23 protein-coding genes and 1 riboswitch are annotated in these 21,562 nt (G+C 37.6%); of the genes, 20 read left to right on the forward strand and 3 right to left on the reverse strand.

Annotated elements, in window-relative coordinates; translation table 11 throughout:
* The first annotated feature begins 7 nt into the window (after positions 1 to 7).
* The 3 genes from ACFSCX_RS21330 (at position 8) to ACFSCX_RS21340 (ending at position 2,341) form a co-directional block, all read left to right on the forward strand.
* Positions 8 to 802, forward strand: coding sequence for a hypothetical protein (locus tag ACFSCX_RS21330; RefSeq protein WP_377930278.1), 795 nt, complete (start codon positions 8 to 10; stop codon positions 800 to 802).
* Positions 803 to 959: 157 nt separating this feature from the next.
* Complete coding sequence (locus ACFSCX_RS21335) at positions 960 to 2,210, forward strand: helix-turn-helix domain-containing protein (RefSeq protein WP_377930279.1); 1,251 nt, start codon at positions 960 to 962, stop codon at positions 2,208 to 2,210.
* Positions 2,207 to 2,341, forward strand: a complete 135-nt coding sequence (locus ACFSCX_RS21340) for a hypothetical protein (protein ID WP_377930280.1) — start codon at positions 2,207 to 2,209, stop codon at positions 2,339 to 2,341. Before ACFSCX_RS21335 ends, ACFSCX_RS21340 begins: the two co-directional genes overlap by 4 nt.
* A gap of 198 nt (positions 2,342 to 2,539) precedes the next feature.
* On the opposite strand, the gene ACFSCX_RS21345 is transcribed toward ACFSCX_RS21340, so the two are convergent.
* Positions 2,540 to 3,850, reverse strand: a complete 1,311-nt coding sequence (locus ACFSCX_RS21345; protein ID WP_377930281.1) for a hemolysin family protein — start codon at positions 3,848 to 3,850, stop codon at positions 2,540 to 2,542.
* Between the two features lie 453 nt (positions 3,851 to 4,303).
* Between ACFSCX_RS21345 and sugE the strand changes: the two genes are divergently transcribed.
* A complete protein-coding gene (sugE, locus tag ACFSCX_RS21350; RefSeq protein WP_377930282.1) occupies positions 4,304 to 4,627 on the forward strand; it encodes a quaternary ammonium compound efflux SMR transporter SugE in 324 nt (107 codons plus the stop codon).
* Between the two features lie 27 nt (positions 4,628 to 4,654).
* Here the strand turns inward: sugE and ACFSCX_RS21355 are convergent, their stop codons facing one another.
* Positions 4,655 to 4,801, reverse strand: coding sequence for a hypothetical protein (locus tag ACFSCX_RS21355; RefSeq protein ID WP_377930283.1), 147 nt, complete (start codon positions 4,799 to 4,801; stop codon positions 4,655 to 4,657).
* A 117-nt stretch (positions 4,802 to 4,918) separates the two neighbouring features.
* Here ACFSCX_RS21355 and ACFSCX_RS21360 point away from each other — a divergent pair, with 117 nt between their 5' ends.
* Complete coding sequence (locus ACFSCX_RS21360) at positions 4,919 to 6,304, forward strand: aldehyde dehydrogenase (RefSeq protein ID WP_377930284.1); 1,386 nt, start codon at positions 4,919 to 4,921, stop codon at positions 6,302 to 6,304.
* A gap of 145 nt (positions 6,305 to 6,449) precedes the next feature.
* Here ACFSCX_RS21360 and ACFSCX_RS21365 read toward each other — a convergent pair whose 3' ends face one another.
* Positions 6,450 to 7,703: an erythromycin esterase family protein gene (locus ACFSCX_RS21365; protein WP_377930392.1), complete on the reverse strand. Its 1,254-nt coding sequence runs from the start codon at positions 7,701 to 7,703 to the stop codon at positions 6,450 to 6,452.
* 216 nt (positions 7,704 to 7,919) lie between these two features.
* Between ACFSCX_RS21365 and modB the strand changes: the two genes are divergently transcribed.
* The 15 genes from modB (at position 7,920) to thiE (ending at position 21,558) form a co-directional block, all read left to right on the forward strand.
* Positions 7,920 to 8,576: a molybdate ABC transporter permease subunit gene (gene modB / locus ACFSCX_RS21370; RefSeq protein ID WP_377930285.1), complete on the forward strand. Its 657-nt coding sequence runs from the start codon at positions 7,920 to 7,922 to the stop codon at positions 8,574 to 8,576.
* A gap of 13 nt (positions 8,577 to 8,589) precedes the next feature.
* Entirely contained in the window at positions 8,590 to 8,979 is a 390-nt protein-coding gene (locus ACFSCX_RS21375; protein WP_377930286.1) for a (deoxy)nucleoside triphosphate pyrophosphohydrolase, read from the forward strand.
* A 318-nt stretch (positions 8,980 to 9,297) separates the two neighbouring features.
* Positions 9,298 to 10,770 carry a SulP family inorganic anion transporter gene (locus ACFSCX_RS21380; RefSeq protein WP_377930287.1) on the forward strand — a complete coding sequence of 491 codons (1,473 nt, stop codon included), beginning with the start codon at positions 9,298 to 9,300 and terminating at the stop codon, positions 10,768 to 10,770.
* Positions 10,771 to 11,237: 467 nt separating this feature from the next.
* A complete protein-coding gene (locus tag ACFSCX_RS21385) occupies positions 11,238 to 12,224 on the forward strand; it encodes a nuclease-related domain-containing protein (RefSeq protein ID WP_377930288.1) in 987 nt (328 codons plus the stop codon).
* 180 nt (positions 12,225 to 12,404) lie between these two features.
* Positions 12,405 to 12,511: riboswitch (TPP riboswitch) on the forward strand.
* A gap of 315 nt (positions 12,512 to 12,826) precedes the next feature.
* On the forward strand, positions 12,827 to 13,504 hold the full coding sequence (tenA, locus tag ACFSCX_RS21390; RefSeq protein ID WP_377930289.1) for a thiaminase II: 678 nt from the start codon (positions 12,827 to 12,829) through the stop codon (positions 13,502 to 13,504).
* Positions 13,505 to 13,515: 11 nt separating this feature from the next.
* Positions 13,516 to 14,097 (forward strand): ECF transporter S component, encoded by a 582-nt coding sequence (locus tag ACFSCX_RS21395; protein WP_377930290.1) that lies wholly within the window; start codon positions 13,516 to 13,518, stop codon positions 14,095 to 14,097.
* 13 nt (positions 14,098 to 14,110) lie between these two features.
* A complete protein-coding gene (locus tag ACFSCX_RS21400; RefSeq protein ID WP_377930291.1) occupies positions 14,111 to 15,571 on the forward strand; it encodes an ABC transporter ATP-binding protein in 1,461 nt (486 codons plus the stop codon).
* A 5-nt stretch (positions 15,572 to 15,576) separates the two neighbouring features.
* Positions 15,577 to 16,362 (forward strand): energy-coupling factor transporter transmembrane component T family protein, encoded by a 786-nt coding sequence (locus ACFSCX_RS21405; protein WP_377930292.1) that lies wholly within the window; start codon positions 15,577 to 15,579, stop codon positions 16,360 to 16,362.
* A 14-nt stretch (positions 16,363 to 16,376) separates the two neighbouring features.
* On the forward strand, positions 16,377 to 17,000 hold the full coding sequence (locus ACFSCX_RS21410) for a thiamine phosphate synthase (RefSeq protein ID WP_377930293.1): 624 nt from the start codon (positions 16,377 to 16,379) through the stop codon (positions 16,998 to 17,000).
* Positions 16,984 to 18,114, forward strand: coding sequence for a glycine oxidase ThiO (gene thiO, locus ACFSCX_RS21415; protein ID WP_377930294.1), 1,131 nt, complete (start codon positions 16,984 to 16,986; stop codon positions 18,112 to 18,114). Before ACFSCX_RS21410 ends, thiO begins: the two co-directional genes overlap by 17 nt.
* A complete protein-coding gene (gene thiS, locus ACFSCX_RS21420) occupies positions 18,111 to 18,314 on the forward strand; it encodes a sulfur carrier protein ThiS (protein ID WP_377930295.1) in 204 nt (67 codons plus the stop codon). Before thiO ends, thiS begins: the two co-directional genes overlap by 4 nt.
* A 1-nt stretch (position 18,315) precedes the next feature.
* Complete coding sequence (locus ACFSCX_RS21425) at positions 18,316 to 19,083, forward strand: thiazole synthase (RefSeq protein ID WP_377930296.1); 768 nt, start codon at positions 18,316 to 18,318, stop codon at positions 19,081 to 19,083.
* A complete protein-coding gene (locus ACFSCX_RS21430) occupies positions 19,080 to 20,099 on the forward strand; it encodes a thiazole biosynthesis adenylyltransferase ThiF (RefSeq protein ID WP_377930297.1) in 1,020 nt (339 codons plus the stop codon). Before ACFSCX_RS21425 ends, ACFSCX_RS21430 begins: the two co-directional genes overlap by 4 nt.
* A gap of 11 nt (positions 20,100 to 20,110) precedes the next feature.
* A complete protein-coding gene (gene thiD, locus ACFSCX_RS21435; RefSeq protein WP_377930298.1) occupies positions 20,111 to 20,920 on the forward strand; it encodes a bifunctional hydroxymethylpyrimidine kinase/phosphomethylpyrimidine kinase in 810 nt (269 codons plus the stop codon).
* Positions 20,917 to 21,558 (forward strand): thiamine phosphate synthase, encoded by a 642-nt coding sequence (gene thiE, locus ACFSCX_RS21440; protein ID WP_377930299.1) that lies wholly within the window; start codon positions 20,917 to 20,919, stop codon positions 21,556 to 21,558. The genes thiD and thiE overlap by 4 nt, the downstream gene beginning before the upstream one ends.
* Positions 21,559 to 21,562 lie beyond the last annotated feature (4 nt).

The following is a 21,562-nucleotide window of genomic DNA, read 5'->3' on the forward strand; positions in this document are numbered from 1 at the left end:
GAATAAAATGTTACAATATCTGAATGCCGCAATAGGTTGTGCTGAAGTTATCTCAAAACTTATTTCTACTTTATCTTCTTCAGAAAAGGCAAATATTAATGGTATCATGCGTACGAGTGCATCTGTGGGAGATTTAGAAATGGTTCTGTATGAAAATGTAGAACAAAATCCGCCACGTATAGAGAGGGAGTACTATTTACACAATAAAGGTGAAGAGGAAATCGTAAATACGATTACTTATAATAAATCATTACAACCTGATGTTTTCACTAACTTTACTGAAACCATCTCAATTGAACCTAATAAATGGTTTCCTATTAACGAAGATGAGCTAGAATCATGGAAGGATGGAGATATTTCAACATCTAAGAATCTTCCATTAAGCCAGTTAGAGGTTCAAGGGCCTATTACTAGATCTATTTCATTCTCAATTTTTTCTATTTCAACAGCTCTCGCAATCAATATTCTTCCTTCCTTAGAAGCAGGCTTTGAAGGAAATAAATTATTTTTTAAGGTAAAACCCAATATGGATTTATCCAGAACTAAAATTTTTGGTCAATTAAAAGATCAGAATCGTTCTGCCACTATAAAAGGGGAAATTGGTCCTTCAGATAAGAAGAGTAACAGTTTAGGTGAGAATGAATGGTCACTGGAATTACCTTTTGACTTAGGACAAACAGTCGATGAATTTAGTATCACATTAGAGATGGAAGCAAGTATGTACTATGAAATTACTAAGAATTCTAGAGAACGTCTTTTAGATGAGCCAGCTATCCTTCGTAATAAAGTATTAGACAAATAACCACAGATTAACCGATTATCATCCAATTATTACATTGGATGATAATTTAATATTTCAATGCCTCAAACATACATTACTTTCCTAAATTATCCATTTCTTTGATAATATAGAAAAGGATATTATTTTAAGTGAAATTTGTTGTGTTGGTGGTGCTGAAATGAAGAGTGGAATTATAATTAGGTACAACCGTGTTAAACAAGGGTTAACTCAAGAGGAGCTGGCTAAAGGTATATGTTCGGTTTCTCATCTAAGTAAGATTGAATCAGGGAAATATGAAGCGAATAGAGATACTATCAAGCTACTGTTCAAAAGACTTTCTATCATTACAGAAATAGAGAGTAAAATCTATAAAGAAAAGTCCGATTTTATAAGGTCTTTTTATTATTCTGTTGATTTTCTTGATTTCTTTAAAGTAAAGGAGATAATGGAAACAATATTGCAAAATGAGGAATACTATTTACAAACTGATCTACACTACTTATTTCTTATTACAAAATTCAGATATTATACATACATCAACAATATATATAAAGCAGAAATACTGTATAACAAGTTAAAAAAATCCCTGACCAAACTATCCCTACAAGAAGAATACCTTTTTATACACAGCTATTCTATATACCTAATTCAGACTAAGAACTATAATTTAGCTAAAGAGAATTTATATAAACTAATTAATGGTAATCATCCATTTGGAAGTACCGGGGAAGTTTATTATCATTATTCTCTAGTATGTAGCCACTTAGATGATAGAGGAGTTTGTATATTATTTGCTCAAAAGGCTTTGGAGAAGTACAGTTCCACCAATAACTTTCACCGTATTATGCATTCCATGTTATTAATGGGCATTAGTCTACTAAAATTAAACAATTTGACAGATGCAGAAGAAATATTTATGAAGATTAGAGAAGATGCAACTCGATTAGGAGAACAAAGTTTATTACTTGCTTGTTACCATAATTTGGGGATTGTTAAAAGAGAACAAAAAAAATATGTTGAATCTATTAATTATTTTAAATTAGCATTGAAGTATAGCTATAGCCAAGAATATTATTATAATAGTTTAGTAGAGTTAATCTATACATTAAGTTCCATTAATCAAATTGATCATGCAAAAGAGTATATTGAACAAGGGTTGTCTCTTCATAAAGATATTCAGTTTACGCATTATATTGTGATGCTTAAGTATTTTAAAGTTCTTTCAGAGGGGAAATTAGAAAATTTGGTTCATTATCTAGAAGAGTTTGCCATACCTACACTTATTGATATTTCCTATACCAAACCGCTTAAAGAATTCTCCCTTATTTTAGTTGATTTTTATATAGAAGACATTAAAAAACAAAACAAATACTTACTCTTAGCACTACATCATAATGATATTGAAAAAATAAAGGAGGTGTTCTCGTGAAAAAGTTGTTTCTAACACTTGTACTAGTTGCATCTATGTCAATTTTTTTGAATGTTTCTGAAATATCAAGTAATGATGTTAAACAAACTGAACCAGAGTTACTTTTAGATCCAATCCATCCTCCAACTTAAAATATTCTAATTGCTATTTATACAAATAGAAAACCGTCATTTTGATCAATCATTTTCAAAATAACGGTTTTCTATTTTTTGTTGTAGAAAAAAATAAGTCTGCTTTTTAACAATTATTATTTTAAAACTACATCAACTAATCCGATCTTAAATCCATATAAAAAAGGAGAGCATCAACTCTCCTAATCGAACAAACTATTATGCTGTTGAACTTTGAATCATATTCCGGACGACTTTGATTTTCTTTATATGAAAGCCTTCGATCTCCATAATATGAAACTCAAAATTATGCAAACGTAAGACATCCCCTTTTTGGACATCCATTTTCTCTGTTAAGATCCACCCGCCGATGGTATCAACATCGGTATCATCAATATCAAGGCCGAAGAGATTGTTAACTTCATGGACCAGTACTTTTCCATCAATAATCGTTTTATTACTGTCAATTGTTTTGATATGTGGGGTTTCATCTTGGTCGAATTCATCCCGGATATCCCCAACTATTTCTTCAAGAATATCCTCAACTGTAACAAGCCCATCGGTTCCACCGTATTCATCAATTAAGATAGCCATATGAACACGTTCTTTTTGCATCTTGACCAATAGATTTTGTAAGGAGACGCTCTCAATAACTTGAATAACAGGTCTCATATATTGTTCAATAACTGTCTTCTCCCGTTTTCCTTTAATAAAGTCAGTTAAAATTTCCTTCATATTCACCATCCCAATGATGTGATCCTTGTCACCATCATAAATAGGATACCTAGTGTAATTTTCTTCAGCTGAAATTTTGATACATGCTTCAACTGATAAGTCTTTATCAAAAGCAATGATTTCGGTGCGGGGAATCATGATTTCTTTTGCAATCCGATCATCGAATTGAAAGATATTATTCATATATCTATATTCAGATTGATTTATTTCACCGCTTTTATAGCTCTCAGACAGGATGAGTCTGAGCTCTTCTTCCGTATGAGCCATTTCATGCTCCTGAGGTGGCTTTAATCCAAACAGACCTGTGATGAGTCTAGCAGAACCATTCAAGGCTTTAATAAATGGATACATTAATCGGTAAAAGAAGATTAACGGTCTTGCAAATAATAACGTAATCATCTCTGCTTTTTGAATAGCCACTGTTTTCGGAGCTAGTTCCCCAATTACCACATGCAGGAACGTAATAATTGTAAAGGCAATCCCAACGGAAAGTAATCCTGAAATCGAATTTGAAAGTTCTAAACGATTAAATAACGGGTGAAGCATATTTTTTACTGTGGATTCACCTAACCATCCGAGGGCTAAAGCAGTTATTGTAATACCAAGCTGACAAGTGGATAAGTACTCATCTAAATTAGATATTACCTTTTTGGCGGCGAATGCATTCCTGCTTCCTTCAGAAACAAGCTGATCAATTCTGGTACTACGGACTTTGACGATCGCAAATTCCGAAGCAACGAAAAAACCGGTTAACGCAATTAAAATGCCCACCATTGTTAAATTAAATATGTCCAAGCAGTCTCCTTACCAGCCATGTGACTGATAAAGATTACACCTCCTGAGTTTTTATATAATATTAATATTTACTTAATAATTGGAACATTTATTCTGAATCATGAGAGAAAAAATGATATAAGTTTAGAGGATGATGAAGATTTGGTTAGAGGAAAATAATAAAGGATATATGAAAAACTTCTAACGTTATAATCAGTTCGCTCTAAAATTACACCTATCTTGATTGGATGTTCTAGTTAAAATGGCAACTGTATACTTCCCAACGGATTCACCCCTTTATTATATAAGTAATTCAAATTTACAATAGAATAAACGTTCAGTCAATGAAACGATTCAGTTAATAAGTTATTTTTTGGAAGGATTAATGTTGGTTTTCAAGTTCATTCATGTGCTAGAACTTATTTATGGAGGTATAATACTCAGGTACTTGAAGGTGAAAGGGGAGCTCCTTACATGGCATGGATTTACTTAGTTATCGCAGGAATTTTCGAAGTCATATGGGCGATAGGTTTAAAATATACAGAGGGCTTTACGAAGCTTTATCCAACAATTGTTACGATTGTAGGCATGATCATAAGTTTTTATTTTCTCTCAATTGCGGTGAAAACTTTACCAATTGGAACAGCTTATGCAGTATGGACAGGAATCGGAGCCATTGGTGCAATAGTTGTAGGCATGATTGTCTTTAACGAACCAAAAGATTTACTTCGTATTTTGTTTTTACTATTTATCTTAACTGGCATCGTTGGATTAAAAGTGACTTCAGGTAATCACTAAAGACCCATACGTATGGGTCTTTAGCATTTAATATTCAATTTCCTCAAAGTCACTTGGTTCTGGTGTAGGCTGCATATTCTTAAAATTCATTTCACTATTGACTTCATCCGAAATGTCTTGAAATGCTTTCACCGGTTTCTTTTTAACATTTTTCTTACTAACTTCGTGCTCCATTTGAAAAATCTCCTTCCAATACTGTATTAAAATCATCTTACAAAACAGTTTCTAATAGCTTTTACTAATGAAAAAAAATTATAATAGAGCAAAGGTTAAAATGAGGTGAGCCTAGCAGTGAGTATTGAAAGTATAGAACGTAACATTCAACGTCTTATTCAAAAGCAAAACGAATTCTTTTTTACTAAACAGCCAAAGAGTGTAGACTATCGAATACAGCTATTATACCGATTAAGAGCCGTTTTAATCGAAAATGAACAACAGATTATGAATGCTTTACAGAAAGACTTAAATAAATCAGAGTTTGAAGCCTATGCAACGGAAGTAGGCATTCTGTTAAAAGAGATTTCCTTTATAACGAAAAGGCTCAAGAATTGGGCAAAGCCTCAAAGGTCAAAGACCCCTGTTACTCACGTTGGATCATCTAGTTATGTGATTCCGGAGCCATATGGTGTTGTATTAATTATTGCACCTTGGAATTATCCGTTTCTCCTTGCATTTTCACCTCTCATTGGTGCCATTGCGGCAGGAAATACAGCGATTGTCAAGCCATCAGAGTTAACCCCAAATGTATCAAGTGTGATACAAAGTTTAGTAGAACAAGCATTTGAGGAAGAGCAAGTAGCAGTCGTCCAGGGTGGAATCAAGGAAAGTCAGGTACTATTACAACAACGGGTGGATTATATCTTTTTTACTGGAAGTGTAGCTGTAGGAAAAGTGGTCATGAGCGAGGCGGCCAAAAAACTGATTCCAGTAACGTTAGAGTTAGGTGGTAAAAGCCCGTGTATTGTTCATCAAGATGCAAATTTAGATTTAGCGGCTAAAAGAATTGCATTTGGAAAGTTTACAAACGCTGGGCAAACGTGTATTGCTCCTGACTATCTACTCGTACAATCTAGTGTGAAGGAAGCTTTTATCGAGAAATTAACAGCTTCTATAAAAGAACTATACGAGGACGTTTTTCATAATCCAAACTATGTAAAGATTGTAAATGAACGTCACTTTGATCGATTAGTTTCATATTTAGATGATGGACTGATCATTTTTGGGGGGCAATCCGATAAGGAAAAACGAATTATCGAACCAACCATTTTAGATCAAGTTGATATGAATTCACCAGTTATGACAGAGGAAATCTTTGGTCCTATTTTTCCTATTATCGAATTTCAAGATATAAATGAAAGTATATGTATTATTCAACAGAAAGAAAAGCCACTTGCCTTGTATTTGTTTTCCGAAAATGAAGCGGTTCAAAAGGAGGTTACAACCAAGCTTTCCTTTGGGGGAGGATGTATTAATGATACACTCATGCATATTGCAACTCCATATTTACCATTCGGCGGAGTCGGGGAAAGTGGGATTGGAAGTTACCACGGAGAGTATTCCTTTTCAACCTTCTCTCATTATAAAAGTGTCTTGAAGCAAACAACAAAGGTTGATTTACCATTTCGTTATCCTACGTTTAAGCATGGGCTTACTCTTTTGAAAAAACTTCTTAAATAAAGCGAAAAGCTACCCTATTGAACTTCACTCAAATTGTTAGTTTTTGTTTCTATCAATTGTGGGACGTTCATCATGGTAGCTTTCATTTTTTTGAAAGGTTTTATGTGGGACGAGAATCGAGCGGTTCTGTATCACAAAGTATGAATCAGCTCTGTTGAATCGGGCTTACCCCTTTTGTGACTTCGTGAAAAATAAAAGCATCATAGCGATCAGCCATTTGGGTAGGAACATAATTTCCTAAATGCTCAGATTCAGGATGATAGACGACACCGATTGCCCGGTGTCCAATTGTTTCGTTAAAATCCCTTCGATTAGATTCATTAAATAGTAGAACTTTATCTCCATCTCCTGTTTGCTTTAGATAATATTCAAAGCTACCTTCAACTGCTTCGGGAACTGACATAAGTTTGTAAGGATTTCCCCACTTATTAGCTGCAATAACAGTACCTCGATGTGTGCCAAACCCTACAGCATAAACATGTTGAGATCCATATTTTTCTCGTGTTAATTGACCAACATTCACTAGACCTTCTCGTTTCATATCTGTTGCCCGTGCATCTCCAATATGTGTATTATGCTCCCAAACAATTCCTTTCGAATGGTCCCCATAAAAATGGAAAATATACTGGAGAGCCTCAACCATATGATGATCGCGAATATTCCAAGATTCATTGTCATTTGTTACCATCGTATGGTAATAATGCTCAGCATTTCTAGCAACAAGGGCATTTACGAGAACGTTGAGAGAGGCTTCCGCATCCTCTTCATATAGCTTTCGATTATTCTGAATATCTTTAAGTAGATCAGCAACCTCCTGCATACAATCCTCCCCATATAAGGCTGAAGAAACCGCATATTGCTCAGGCTGCTTATGGAAAGGCTCAAAGCATTCAAACGCTTTTATTGCTTTTTCTAGGTCGGGTGATTGAATTTGTTGTAAGTAACCAATGATGGCCTCCATCGATTCCCAAAGACTATAAACATCTAAGCCGTAAAAACCGACTTTTTGATCTTGTGTTTCGTTGTAGTCTTTAAGCCATTCAATCAATTCAAGGACCTCTTCGTTTGCCCACATCCAAGTAGGCCAACGATTAAATGCCATAAGTGCTTCTCTGCTATTTTGATAGGGAGTGTCATATCCCTTAATATACCTGTTTACTTCGTAGCAGGATGGCCAATCTCCCTCAACGGCAATAAAGGAAAATCTCTTTTCCTGGATAAGTCTTTTTGTAATCTCAGTGCGAGTCGTATAAAACTCAGAAGTTCCATGAGAGGCTTCACCTAACAAAACAAGCTTTACATCAGAAATCTCCTGTAGCAGGGGAGATAAGTCACTTTGGTTGCGATAAGGAAGTGAAAATTTACGAATCGCATCAGTTACGTTTTTCGTAAGAATCATGATAAACACCTCAATTTCGTATTTAGTTGTATAAATCTTCATCGTTATTACCCCAAATAGGATTCGTTTCCCTTGACTGTTTTAAAGGGGATCTCTTATCTTGTATGAACGTCTTGTAAATAGTGTTTTCCAAAATAGAGATACCATTACATATTTTTTTGAAGCATTGTGGTAAGATTTAAATATTCTAATATCTTTTGGCAAGGTGATATCACAATGTTTGTAGAGTTTTGGGAACCAGTTCGGTTGTCCATTCAAGTAGCTAGCCTTTCGTGCTTCATTGTGCTAGTTACGGGAATTTTCATAGCAAAAATAATGGCTCGAAAATCGTTTAAGGGTAAACTTCTATTAGAAACGATGTTAATTTTGCCGTTAGTGCTGCCTCCGTCCGTCATAGGATTTATTTTATTAATGCTGTTAGGAAATGATAGCCCTGTTGGACAAGTCATACAGTGGCTATTTAACGGACCTGTAATTTTCACATGGTTTGCAGCAGTTATTGCTTCAACTGTCGTTGCTTTTCCATTAATGTACCAATCAGCTAAAACGGGTTTTGAGATGATCGACTCTGATATCGAAAATGCAGCTCGTGTCGATGGAGCGAGTGAAGCCAAGGTGTTTTGGTTGATTACTATAAAGCTAGCAGGAAAATCATTAGTGATGGGTGGTATTCTTTCCTTTGCAAGGGGTTTAGGAGAGTTTGGAGCAACTTTAATGGTTGCAGGTAATCTTCCTGGACGGACCCAGACGATACCAACTGCTATTTATTTTGCAATGGATAGTGGAAACATGACATTAGCATGGGCATGGGTTATTATGATCATTTTGTTATCATTTTTGATGCTAACGATTGTTCACATCATGAAACGTTGAGAGGGAGGCACCTATGAAACGAAGGATTAGAGTTGTAGCAGCTGTAATATATAATGAACATAATCAAATTCTATGTGCGAAACGATCGGCCGAGATGTCGATGCCGGGGAAGTGGGAATTTCCAGGAGGAAAGGTTGAAAATGGAGAAAGTGATGTGGATGCTCTAACGCGGGAAATTAAGGAAGAGCTGCAATGTGAGATAGAGGTCGAAAGATTGATTACGGAAGTCAACCATGAATATGAGGCCATTATCGTACAGCTAGTTACATATGCAGCAAAAATCATGAAAGGGATCCCTTTGAAGAGCGAACATGAAAAGCTAGAGTGGCTAACGCTGGACCAATTGTCATCTGTAGATTGGGCAGAAGCTGATTTACCTACTGTAGCCTTGTTAGCGAAATAGAGGTTATGAGATTACTTTTACTCAAGAGATTGATGGACATGAGACACTACTTAAGAGAGAAACTAAGCAGTCAGGGGGTGTGACTAGCTTAGTTTTTAATTTGCATAATTTTTAGAATACTCTTTTATTCATTTTTTGAACGCTTTGTGAAAAAAGAAGAATAAGAAAGATATATTGAGAAATTCATAGAAAAGGACGTGTTGGTTGCGCTTTCTTCAAGATTTTAATAGAAATAAGGCTGTGGTAAAATGCTTATGTTCAAAACGGCCCGACTTTCATGAGAGTTGAAAGTCACAAAAAATAGAAAGAGGTGCAATCTTGAATTTACAACAATTAAAAACAGAATGGTTTGGAAATGTGAGAGGCGATATTCTTGCTGGTATTGTGGTGGCATTAGCCCTTATCCCAGAAGCGATTGCCTTTTCCATTATTGCAGGTGTAGACCCGATGGTCGGGCTTTATGCTTCTTTTTGTATTGCAGTTGTCATTGCTTTTGTGGGTGGTAGACCTGCGATGATTTCAGCGGCCACTGGAGCTATGGCATTACTCATGATTACATTAGTAAAAGATTATGGTCTTCAGTATTTATTTGCTGCGACCATCTTAACTGGGGTCTTTCAAATTCTTTTTGGAGTCCTTAAGTTGGCACGTTTTATGAAATTCATCCCGCGTTCCGTTATGGTGGGCTTTGTAAATGCGTTAGCGATTTTAATTTTTACGGCTCAATTACCTCACTTTGTTGGGGAATCCTGGCAAATGTATGTAATGGTAGGAGGGGCTTTAGCGATTATTTATATCCTGCCCCGCTTTACGAAGGCTGTTCCTTCACCATTAATCGCGATCATTGTGATTACAATTATTGCTATTTTTACAGGTAGTGAGGTACGTACAGTTGGTGATATGGGTGCTCTAACTCAAGCACTTCCGTTTTTTGCAATCCCATCTATTCCGTTTACGTTTGAAACATTAGCGATTATTTTTCCGTATTCGTTAGCTCTAGCAATGGTAGGTCTTTTAGAGTCATTACTAACGGCGACAATTGTTGATGATATGACGGATACAGAGAGTGACAAAAACAAGGAAAGCCGTGGACAAGGTATTGCCAACATCGTAGCGGGCTTTTTCGGTGGAATGGCCGGCTGTGCGATGATTGGTCAATCTGTGATCAATGTAAAATCTGGGGCAAGAGGTCGTTTATCCGCGCTTGTAGCTGGAGTGTTCTTAATGTTCTTAATCCTTGTTCTTGGAAAGGTCGTAGTCCAAATTCCAATGGCAGCTTTAGTCGGTGTTATGATCATGGTATCAATCGGCACTTTTGATTGGTCTTGTTTAAAGAGCATGAAAAATGTTCCATTAACTGACACAATTGTTATGGTGGTAACCGTCGTTACCGTAGTATTTACGCATGACCTATCAAAAGGAGTGTTCGCAGGTATTATCTTGAGTGCGATCTTCTTTGTAGCAAAAATCTCAAAAGTACATGTATCGGCATCAATGGATACAGCCTTAAATAAAAAGGTATATCGTGTATCGGGTCAAGTATTCTTTGCTTCTGTTACTGATTTGTTAGCTCACTTTGATTATAAAGAAGACGTTGAAAAAGTGGAGATAGATTTCTCTAAAGCTCACGTTTGGGATGATTCAGCGGTAGCAGCGATTGATAAAATCGTGATTAAATACCGTGAGAACAACGTTAAAGCAACAATCATTGGTTTGAATGAACCAAGCTCTGTATTAGTGAACCGTCTTGCTGTTCATACTAAAGCAGGCGCTAAGTTATCGGGCCATTAATATAGTTGTTGATGCACCTAGCTCTTTTGCTAGGTGTATTTTTTTGTTGAGAATGTGAAATCCTTCGATAAAAAAATGAGCCTTCAAATACAGATAAAGAAAGTTGCTGATAAAATTAAGTAAGTTGCCGATAAATTCTTGGAAGTTGCTGGTAAACCCTAAGAAGCTGCTGATAAGGAAAAAAGTTGATGATAAATTTCAAAAGTTGCTGATAAAATGAAGAAGTCGCTGATAAATTTCTAAAAGTTGCTGATAAAAATAAATAAGTTGACGTTAGAACATGATCTTGTTAAAAAGATGGCGATTTTTTCATGCTTCCCAATGTTATTTTCATCAAAGGAATCAAAGATTCTTCAAAAAAAGCACTATTTTTTCAAAAAAAATGAACAAAAATCTAGTAAAAGAGAATTAGATAACCTCCAAGCAGGACTTCTTCCAATCCTATCGAAATAAAAAGGTGAAAACGATTGAAATGGAGTGATGATATGATCGCAAAAGAATTAGAGAGACCGCTATCGATTTACCAGTTACAGGCCATCCTAAGGCGGATGTTACCGAGCCATCCAAAATACTCTTACGTGAAGAGGAGTTTGGCTAAAAGATTGTCGGGCTTCAGTGGTGAAAACGTCATGGACTATCCCCTTAGCTACCTTTCAGACAAAAAATACATCATCATGCATGGTTTAAGACTGATAGACGGTGAACATGCTTTCCAGCTCGATAAGCTAATCCTCTCTCAGCAATTTATTTTAAACCTTGAAGTAAAGAACACATCGGGTACCTTATATTTTGACCACGACCTCAATCAGCTAATTCAAACAAAAAATGATAAAGATACAGTACTCCCTTATCCTGTTACCCAAATCAACCGGCAAGAATACCATTTGAATCGCTTTCTATCCCACCATCACTTCCCGAGGATCCCCGTGCTATCCCTTGTCATTATTAGTAACCCAAATACTTTAATTAAAATTCCACCACACCACAAACACCTTTCTCAAACTGTTATTAGAAAAGAAGTGCTTCCCTTTAAAATCACCCAACTAGAAAAAAAGTATCAACAATCATACTTAACGGAAAAAGAACTAAAAAAATTAATTCGCACTCTCAAAAAACAGCATACGACATCTTCTTCCTCGGTGTTAAAGCAATTTCAGCTCACACCAAGTGATTTACTAAAAGGTGTACATTGTCCCAATTGTGAATACTTACCAATCATTAGACAATATGGAAGATGGTTCTGTCCGAAGTGTCATCATGTAAGTAAGGATGCACATCTATTAGCATTGAAAGATTATTATTATCTTATAGGTAATATCATTACAAATTCACAAGCTAGAGATTTCTTAAAAGTATCCTGTCCCAACCTAACGAAGAGGTTTTTGCAAGAGGCTTGTGTATCTATTCAAGGCTCCAAAAAAAATAGAATATATATCTTATCTTTTGATGAATAAAAACCGCCGATCTGATTGAAAACAAAAACGTTTCGTAATACTCGTTCCTCCTCCAAAATTAAACTCCATTCCCCTGCATAAACTAGATCGAATAACATAGTTTAATAGTATAAAAGAAAATGATATTTGACATTTTCAATCAGCATGGTATGATTTAAACGAATACAAATTCGAATATGTTTTTGCCGCTAGGGGGGCCTTGGAAAAGGCTGAGATTAAAGTAAACTTTAAGACCCTTTGAACCTGATCTGGATTATACCAGCGTAGGGAAGTGGAGGATGGATTTGCAACGACTATTCCATTTCAACCACTTTTCTTACGTTCGTAAGGAAAGTGGTTTTTTTTGATTATGAGAAAGTATAAAAGTTTTCAGCAAGAAGATGGGCTAGTGACTTGGAATCCAACTCCAGCACCGAGCCACTCGAGGTCAAATAACCCTAAATGATAAAAAGGGGAAAAGCACCCTTTATCTCGTTTAGGAACATTTGCTCTGCCTTAGGCTAAACGGGGCGCCCTGAGCCTTTTGTTCTTTCAATCAAGAGAACCCCACCTCTTTAACTAGTGTGCCATATTCGAAAATTACATTAGAGAGGAGAAAGAATATGAAATTTACAGAAGAATTACGTTCAAGTGTAGATTCAATTTGGGAGGCGAGCTTTAATCATCCTTTTGTAACAGGGATTGCTGATGGGTCGCTATCACTTGAGTGCTTCCGCTATTATGTAATGCAGGATGCTTACTACCTTTCGCATTTTTCAAGAATTCAAGCCATTGGAGCATCAAAAGCAACTGATCTTCATACGACAGCAAGATTTGCAGCACATGCACAAGGTACATATGAAGCAGAGCTCCAGCTTCATGAGAATTTTTCAAACCGTTTAGGAATAACAGAGGCAGAGAGAGAAGCGTTTAGACCAGCGCCAACAGCCTATGCATATACGTCTCACATGTATCGTGCATCAAGTGGGCATTTAGGAGATGTGTTAGCGGCGATTCTTCCATGCTACTGGCTGTACTATGAAATCGGTGAACGCCTGCAAGGAGCTACTCCAGACGAGCCAATTTACCAAGAATGGATTGCGGCTTATGGTGGGGACTGGTTTAGAGATCTAGTAGAAGAGCAAATCAACCGTTTAGATGAAATTGCAGAGCAAGTAACAGAGGCGGATCGCAAGCGCATGAAGGAGCACTTCTGGTTAAGTAGCCAATACGAGCTTTCATTTTGGGAGATGGCGTACACGTTAGAAAAATGGCCAACATTTGAGAAAGTGAACATGTAGGAGGAATAAAGATGTCTAGAGGATTAAAGCTTACGGATGTTTTAGTAACTGTCATTATTGCAATTGTTTTTGGTATTGTTTATAAACTGTGGGGGCCGCTCTATTATGCGGTACAACCGCTTGGACTTCATTTAGATCAGCTTATGTACGGAATGTGGTTTATTGCTGCAACTGTAGCATTTTTAATCATTCGTAAACCAGGAGTTGCCTTGTTAGCAGAAACAGCGGCAGCATCGGGTGAGTTTTTAATGGGATCTGAATTTGGGCTTGAAGTGTTGCTATATGGGGTAATGCAAGGACTAGGGGCAGAATTAATCTTCTTACTTTTCCTTTACAAGCGTTTTGACTTATTTGTTGTCATTTTAGCGGCTATTGGATCAGCAGTTGGCTCCATTGTCATGGACGTATTTAAGGGATATATTACCGACTTAGCATTCTGGAATTTAAGCTTGTTTTTAGGTGCTAGAATCGTAGGTTCTATTTTACTAGCTGGTGTATTAGCTTATTTCATCGTAAAAGCACTTGAAAAAACCGGTGTAACAAATTTAGTAAGACCATCAAGTCAATCAGACTATGATGCATTAAACCAATAATGGAAGTGAACACATGAATACGTTTATTCATGTCGAGAAATTACGACTTAAGTTTCCAAAAGAAGAAGCGTTGTTATTTAAAGATTTAGATGTAAGCATTCAAAAGGGGGAGAAGGTTCTTCTCCTTGGCCCTTCGGGGTGTGGTAAATCCACGCTACTGCAAGTGCTAGCAGGTATTATCCCTCATTCCATTGAAGTTCCTATGAAAGCAGAAACACTAAGTATTCCGGATTCTTCTGGGTATGTATTTCAAGACCCTGATAGTCAATTTTGCATGCCCTATGCAGATGAGGAAATCGCATTTGTTCTAGAAAACTTACAGGTTCCAAGAGAGCAAATGAAAGAGATGATTGTTCGATTTCTAGAGAAAGTAGGATTAAAACTTCCTGACTTGCACACGAATATCCAGACGTTATCAGGTGGTCAAAAGCAACGACTAGCGATCGCGTCCATATTAGCATTAGAGCCGGAAGTTCTGTTTTTGGATGAGCCAACAGCGATGCTAGATCCTGAAGGAACAAAAGAAGTATGGGATACAATTAAACAGCTAGAAGCAGATAAAACCCTTATCATTGTTGAACATAAAATCGAACATGTTATTGACATCGTCGATCGTATTCTTGTTTTTAATGATAATGGCGAAATCATAGCAGATGGTGCAAAAAATGAAATATTACAAACTCATTTACCCCTTTTTAGGAAACATGGAATCTGGTATCCCGGTGTATGGGAAGAGTATATGTCTGAGAGATTCATAACAAGAGAAGAAGAAAAAGATCGAACCCCAATTATTACATTAAAAGATTTTAACGTATATCGAAAAAAGTCACCTGTAACAAGTGTAAAAGAAGCAATGGTCTATCCTGGTGAATGGATTGTTGTGATGGGAGAAAACGGAGCCGGGAAAAGCACGTTATTACAAGGCTTGATGCAGCTACTTAAAACAACTGGCTATTACGAGTTACTTGAAAAACCTGTAAATAAAAAGACAGAGATGTTTTCAAAGCTTGCTTATGTTTTCCAAAATCCTGAATTTCAATTTGTAACAAACTCAGTTTATGATGAAATGGCTCACTCGATGCGATTAGAAAAGGAAGAGGAGTCTGTGATAACTGAAAAGGTAAATGTGATGTTAAAACGTTACTCGCTTGAAGCACATCAGCATAAACATCCGTATCAGTTATCGATTGGTCAAAAGAGAAGATTAAGTGTAGCATCTTCTATCATGCAAAAGCAGCCCATATTACTTCTAGATGAGCCAACGTTTGGTCAGGATAGTAAAAATACGTTTGCCCTACTAGAGTATTTAGAACAAGAAAGAAAAAAAGGTACCGCCATTGTAATGGTTACTCATGATAACAACATCGCTGAACATTATGCAACGAGAAAATGGACTGTTTCAAGCGGGAAGCTAATAGATGAATGTCCTATCCATCCGAGTGAATCCACTTTACTAATGAGAGTAGAGGGGTGATGGATATGAAAGAAACCTGGATGTATCAAATTAATCCTACATTAAAACTTTTCACTATGATTTTGCTTTTTATAGGTGTTTTAATGATTCATGACGTTAACACGATGTTAAACCTAACCGTTTTAATGAGTGTATTGTTCTTTTTGTATAACGGATTCCCACTAAAGAGAGTCTTTTTGTTTATGATACCGTTCGCCTTAATCTTTATCTCTACTTCATCATCGATGATTATGTTTGGTAAGGGTGACACGACCTGGTTTAAGTGGGGACTCATTCATATAACAGAGGAAAGCTTTTACAGGGGGATTCACATTGGTTTACGTGCGCTTATGTTTGCCTTTTTAGGGCTTACGTTTTCGTTAACAACGAAACCAGTGATGCTGTTTTATTCACTAATGCAGCAAGTGAAGCTTAGTCCCAAATATGCGTATAGCTTTCTAGCAGGCTATCGATTAATTCCAATTATGATCGATGAATTTCAAGTCATTCATAGCGCCTTAAAGGTGAGGGGACTAGAACGAAAAAAAGGAATTATGTCTATCCCGGGGAAGTTTAAGGCATATAGTATCCCTTTATTATCTCAAAGTATACGTAGAGCATTCCGGATTGCTGTTGCCATGGAAGCTAAGAAGTTTCGTTCAACACAATCTAGAACCTACTATTACCAGGTTGGGTTCTCTAAGATGGATATTTTCTTTGTATTAGTCGTTCTAGTGCTTGTGTTGCTGGCTTTTTCAGTTTCGAATTACTATCCGTATTTTCCGATTGAAGACGTTCGATATGATAACTAGAAAGGACTTTCGTTATGAGTATCCACTTAGTATCTAACGGTACACGATCTCTTGAACATTATTCACATATAGCCAAACAGGTTGACTCGTATGTGGATTATTTTCATTTGAGGGAAAAGCAACTTACAGCAAGAGAACTATATAACGGCGCCCTGCTGCTCATAAAAACAGGCATTCAGCCTGAAAAAATAATTATCAACGATCGAATTGATGTGGCAATGGCGTTAGGGGTCGGTGTCCATCTTGCTTATCATAGCCTACCAATTCATGAGGTCAGTCGAACGTTCCCAAGTATTCAAATAAGTTCTTCTACACATTCACTTGAAGAAGCAAGAGAAAAAGCAAACGCTGGTGCTCGCTTCCTGTTTTTTGGTCATATTTATCAGACCTCTTCAAAGCCTGGGTTGAATCCAAGAGGATGCAAGAAGTTACAGAATGTTTGTCAGCACGTAACAAAGCCTGTCATTGCAATCGGGGGAATTACTCCAGAAAATGTAGGAGAGGTTTTGGAGCATGGTGCAGCTGGGGTGGCTGTCATGTCGGGAATTTTAAATCACCATAATCCACAAGCATCAGCTAAACAGTACCATCTTGCGATCAAAACGTGGAAAGGAGGTCATCATGAAAAAACAGTATGATGTTCTGATTGTAGGCGGGGGAATTATTGGTCATTCTATCGCGTACACACTCAGTAAGCGAGGAAGCTCTGTGTTAGTCCTTGAAAAAGGGGAAATCAATGAGAAAGCTTCACAAAGGGCAGCTGGAATGCTTGCTGCCCAAGGTGAAGTAAAAGAGGATGGTCCATTATTTCAGCTTGCTCGAAAAAGCCGCAACACCTTTCCTGCTCTAAAGGATGAGTTAAAAGAACAGTCAGGGATTGATATCGAGCTCATAGAAAAAGGAATGCTAAATGTCGCTATGACTGATGAAAAAGCAGATGAATTGAAAGAAATGATTCTTTTTCAACAGTCAGCAGGAGAAGATGCAATATGGCTAAGTGCTAAGGAAGCGAATGAGCTTGAGCCAGGCTTGTCAACCAATATTATCGGTGCGATGTATGCACCAAAGGATGGCCAAGTTTCAGCACCAAAACTTGCCCATGCTTTCGCAAAAGCAGCTAGTTCTCTTGGGGCTGACATACAAGAGCATACTGAAGTAGTCAAAATATTATCGAAACAAGGGAAGTGTGTAGGGGTTGAAACTGCTTGTGACACATTCTTGGCAGAACATGTTGTCGTAACCACTGGGGCTTGGACAAAGCAAGTTCTTCAATCAGCAGGTCTCACTCTTCCTATTTATCCGGTTAAAGGTGAGTGCATTTCTGTTCATTCTCATCGGTCCATTATCGAAAAGACAATCTTTACAGATGAATGCTACGTTGTGCCTAAGTGTGAGGGAAGATTCATTATTGGTGCAACAATGGTACCAAATACGTTTGATGAACAAGTTCGTGTTGGTAGTGTTACGGGCCTATTAAACAAAGCTATGAATCTAGTACCCTTCCTTAAAGATACAACATGGGAGAAAGTCTGGGCTGGTATTCGTCCCCAAACAATAGATGGGCTCCCGTTCATGGGGGAACATCCTATGATTCAAGGACTCTATGTTTCTACTGGTCATTATCGAAATGGAATTTTGTTAAGCCCTATAACTGGCGAGATCATGGCAGATATGATCCACGGCGTCCCAAACAATCAAGATATAACAGCCTTTTCATTGCATAGAGCTATTAAGGAGGTAGAGCAGCCTTGAACTTAAAAATTAATGGGGATCTAGTCGAGGTTCCAAATGATTTAAAAACGGTTTCAGATTTACTCGCTCATTTTAATCTTCAAGAAAGAGTTGTCATTATTGAGCATAATCAAGACATTATCGCAAAGGAAAACCACCATATTGCCACATTGTCAGATGGAGACCAAATTGAAATAGTACATTTTGTAGGAGGCGGATGATATGTTAAAAATTGGACCATACTCATTTCAATCAAGATTACTTTTAGGTACTGGAAAATATCCAAACTTTGATATTCAAAAGGAAGCAGTCGATGTGTCTGAGGCTGAAATCCTTACGTTTGCAGTTAGGAGAATGAACATATTTGAATCAAGCCAACCAAACTTCTTAGAAAAATTAGACCTAAAAAAATTCACACTACTTCCGAATACTGCAGGCGCGAAAACAGCAGAAGAAGCTGTACGTATTGCGAAGCTTGCAAAGGCATCAGGTCTTTGTGACATGATTAAAGTAGAAGTGATTGGTGACTTCACAACATTACTTCCTGATCCGATAGAAACGGTGAAAGCATCAGAAATTCTTTTAGAGGAAGGATTCATCGTTTTACCTTATATTTCTGACGATGTTATACTAGCCAAAAGACTACAACAACTAGGAGTACATGCTGTTATGCCAGGAGCCTCTCCAATTGGCTCAGGGCAAGGGATCATAAATCCATTAAACTTAAGTCTCATTATCGAACAAGCGGACGTTCCGGTTATTGTTGATGCAGGTATTGGATCACCAGCGGATGCTGCTTATGCAATGGAGCTTGGTGCAGATGGAGTGCTTTTAAATACAGCCGTATCTGACGCGAAAGATCCTGTCAAAATGGCTAAAGCGATGAAGCTTGGCATTGAAGCAGGAAGATTGGGCTTTGAAGCAGGGCGAATCCCGAAAAAGAAATATGCAACAGCAAGTAGTCCAATGGAAGGATTGAGCACTGTTTGAGTGAAAGATATTCAAGGCAGGAATTGTTTGCACCCATAGGAGTAGAAGGGCAAAAGAAGCTACGTGAAAAGCATGTTCTCATAATTGGGGCAGGAGCATTAGGAAGTGGTAATGCGGAAGCACTTGTTCGTGCAGGTGTTGGGAAAGTGACGATTGTCGATCGAGATTATGTAGAATGGAGTAATCTCCAAAGGCAACAATTATACACAGAAAGCGATGCTCAAGAAAGATTACCAAAAGCTATTGCAGCGAAAAATAGGCTGATGCAAGTAAACTCGGAGGTTGAAGTCGAAGCTGTTGTGACAGACGCGAATGTCGCTGAACTGGAAGGTTTAGTGAAAAACGTTCATGTAATGATCGATGCAACTGACAATTTTGATACGAGACTGATCATGAATGATATCTCACAAAAATATAACATTCCATGGGTGTATGGTGCGTGTGTGGGGAGTTATGGAATAAGCTATACAATCCTTCCTGGACATACGCCTTGTCTCCATTGCTTACTGGAACGCGTGCCGCTTGGTGGTATTACATGTGATACAGTGGGGATTATTAGTCCAGCTGTTGGCATGGTCGTTGCTTATCAAGTCTCAGAGGCATTAAAGGTGTTAGTTGAAGATTTTGATCATATTCGCAAAAAGCTTGTCACCTTTGATTTGTGGACAAATCAATCAGTATCCATGTCGGTAGACAAACTAAAAAGAGACACTTGTTTATCCTGTGGACACGATCGTACGTACCCATTTCTTGCCTATGAAAACCAAGTGAAGACAGCGGTTTTATGTGGAAGAAACACCGTGCAAATTAGACCTCAAGAGGGAGCAACACGTAATCTAGATCAAGTAGCCGATCAATTAATGAAGTCAGGCGGAAAAGTAGAGCGAAACCCGTTTTTACTCTCATTTGAAACAGGCGAGGTGCGTCTTGTTATTTTTAAGGATGGCCGTGTGCTTGTTCATGGGACTAACAATATAACCGAGGCAAAAGGACTATACCATCGATATTTAGGATAGAGGTGAAGATCATGTCAGCTGTAAAAGCTTTAAGCATAGCTGGTTCTGATAGTGGCGGGGGAGCTGGAATTCAAGCAGACCTCAAAACCTTCCAGGAGTTAGAGGTGTACGGAATGTCTGCAGTTACAGCCATTACGGCACAAAACACGCTAGGTGTACAAGGAGTATATCCGATGGCTGTTGATGCGATTGTTCACCAACTACAATCTATTGCTGACGATTTAACGCCACAAGCGTTGAAAACAGGTATGCTTTTCAGTGGTGAATTGATTACCGCTGTTGCAAACACAATAAAAAAATACAGTTGGAAAAATATTGTCGTAGACCCTGTAATGGTTGCGAAGGGAGGAGCATCATTGCTACAAGAAGAAGCGATTGATGCGATGAAAAAAGAACTGATCCCTTTGGCAACTGTGATTACACCGAATATTCCAGAAGCAGAGGTGCTTACGGGTTTACGAATAAACTCGATGGAGGACCGTAAGAAAGCGGCGACTCTCCTTCGAAATATGGGTGCTCATTTTATCGTGATCAAGGGCGGGCATGGTGAAGAGGAAACAGCCAGTGATTTAGTTTTTGATGGTACACGATACCAAATCATAAGTAGCCCGCGTATTCAAACGAAAAATACACATGGAACAGGTTGCACATTCTCTGCTGCCATTACAGCTCACCTTGCAAAAGGAATCGAGCCAATCGAAGCCATTAAACTAGCAAAAGACTTTATTCATCATGCCATTCAATATGATTTGAAAATTGGATCTGGTCATGGCCCAACCAACCACTTTGCTTTTAAAAAGTACGGGGTAAGTACAAAATGAATATAAGAGAAAAGCTGCAACTTTATTTTGTAATGGGAAGTCCAAACTGTCCGCACCAAAACCCAGTTGAAGTTCTAGAAAAAGCACTGCTTGGCGGGATCACACTTTTTCAATTTCGTGAAAAAGGTGAACATGCATTTACTGGTATAGCCAAACTAGAATTAGCGAAAACGCTACTGTCAGTTTGTCATCAATACGGAGTTCCATTTATCGTGAATGATGATATTGAGCTTGCCATAGAAGTGAATGCTGATGGTGTGCATATTGGGCAAGATGATGAAGATATTGAAAGTGTTAGAAACAAGCTAGGACAGAAAATAGTGGGAGTTTCTGCACATAATCTTGAAGAGGCAAAGCTTGCCATTCAAAAGGGGGCCGATTATATAGGTGTTGGTCCCATGTATACGACAAAAACAAAGCTTGATGCAAGGGAAGTGCAAGGACCGCAAATCATAAAGCAAATGCGTGAAGCCAACCTTACCATTCCGATTGTCGGAATCGGAGGAATCACGAAAGACAATGCAAAAGAAGTGTTCTATGCTGGTGCAGACGGAATTGCTGTTATATCAGCAATTGCAAGTGACGATTTTCCAGAAATTGCTGTAAAAGAATTGAGAAATGTTCCAAGAACTGTTTAATGCA

The organism is Bacillus salitolerans (genome assembly GCF_042680805.1).
Lineage (GTDB): Bacteria > Bacillota > Bacilli > Bacillales > SA4 > Bacillus_CJ > Bacillus_CJ salitolerans.